The organism is Rhodopirellula europaea 6C (genome assembly GCF_000338295.1).
Classification (GTDB): domain Bacteria; phylum Planctomycetota; class Planctomycetia; order Pirellulales; family Pirellulaceae; genus Rhodopirellula; species Rhodopirellula europaea.
Genome location: NZ_ANMO01000081.1, coordinates 1 through 1532, shown reverse-complemented (window position 1 = coordinate 1532; position 1532 = coordinate 1). Strand labels below are relative to the sequence as shown.

1 protein-coding gene is annotated in these 1532 nt (G+C 58.2%); it reads left to right on the top strand.

Features of this window, described 5'->3' with window-relative positions; all coding sequences use genetic code 11:
• Window positions 1–451: 451 nt before the first annotated feature.
• Window positions 452–1532 (top strand): DUF4013 domain-containing protein (locus tag RE6C_RS06680; protein ID WP_039961385.1); only part of this gene is annotated, 1081 nt, incomplete at its 3' end.

Genomic DNA, 1532 nt, shown 5'->3' with positions numbered 1-1532 from the left:
GGCCCTCACCATCGCGCGCCTGAACGGCGTCGCTCGACATCTCCCCAAACTTCGTTTCGGGAAAGGTACGCGGTGTGTAAATTAGCCGAAAAGCGGCATCAAAAAACTGCACGACCTCCAAAGGGACGCGGGGTCGATGCTCTCGGCTTTTGATGCGGAGGCTTGTGGTGTGGGTGAGCTGGAGCTTGGATTGGGTGGGGAGCGGCTTGGGACAGAACGCTGGTGGGCGGAACCATTGGGGACAATTGTTCTACTCTGGTGGTGCGCGCGTCACGGTGGGGACCACCGTGCGACAGGTTTTTGGGGCTGGTAGGATGCGTTGCGGGCTGCAGTTCTGTGGCCCTGTGATCCTGTGGCCCTTTTCACTTACCAAGGCCCTTTCCACTCAATCATTTTTCGGGCTCGCTGTATTTGATTGCCAAGATCGCACGCGAGACTTCGAACACCGGGTATGCGACGTTTCTTTCAATCCATTCGAAAAGCCACTTGGACGCTGTTTTGTCTTGCGTCCTTGGCGTTGATCCTGGCGTTTGTCACGGCGCTGCCGCTGTTTCAGTTGATCACGTTGGGATATTTGCTGGCCGTTGCCGGGCATTTGGCCGCGGGTGGACAGCTCAAGGACGCTTTGCCGAATCTGAACGCGGCGGGTGTGTTTGGAGCGGCCTTTTTTGCGCTCGCGGTTGCCTCGGCACCGACTCGCTTGTTGGCTCATTGGGAATCCGTGGCCGCGGTGATCGATCCTGGCTCGCCCGATGCGACTCGGCTTCGGATCGGAGCGATTGCGTTGTCAGCGTTCTTGACCGTTTACTTGGGGTGGGCCTGGGTTCGTGGGGGACGCTTGAAACATTACGTGTGGCCCCAACCCATGCGTTTTCTCAAAGAAGGGTGGCGTCCATCGACTTGGTCGCAGTTTGCTGATCGTGTGTGGGCGTTTTTGAAAGACCTGCGGATTCCCGCTTTGTTTTGGATGGGCGTCCGCGGTGCGTTCCTGACTTCGGTTTGGTTGATTCCCGCGTTTGTGATCATGGGCGTGACACGGGAAGGCGACAACGCCGCGGACGGATTGCTGGGCGTGTTGGCTTTGTTCACGCTCGCGTTTGTGCTGCTGTATCTGCCGATGTTGCAGACTCATTTCGCGGCCCAAAACAATTGGCGAGCGATGTTTCAGTGGCGGCAAATCCGCAGTGACTTTCGTTACGCACCGTGGTCTTGGGCGGGAGCCATGTTGGTCGGATTGGTGCTGATGCCGATTCCGCTGTATCTGCTGAAGATCGAAGCGACGCCGCAAGAGATCACTTGGTTGCCGTGTTTAGTGTTTGTGGCATTCATGCTGCCGGCTCGAATCGCAGAAGGGTTGGCGCTGCGTCGATGCCGGCGGCTGCGTGTCCAAGCGGAATCGGGCGAATGGTCGCCTGGCGTTTGGTCAGGCCGCTGGTGGTTTGTCTCGCGGTGGGCGGTTCGGCTGGTGGTGATGCCCGCGATTGTTGGGCTTTACATGTTGGTCTTGATGGGCAGCCAATTCACCAGTTGGG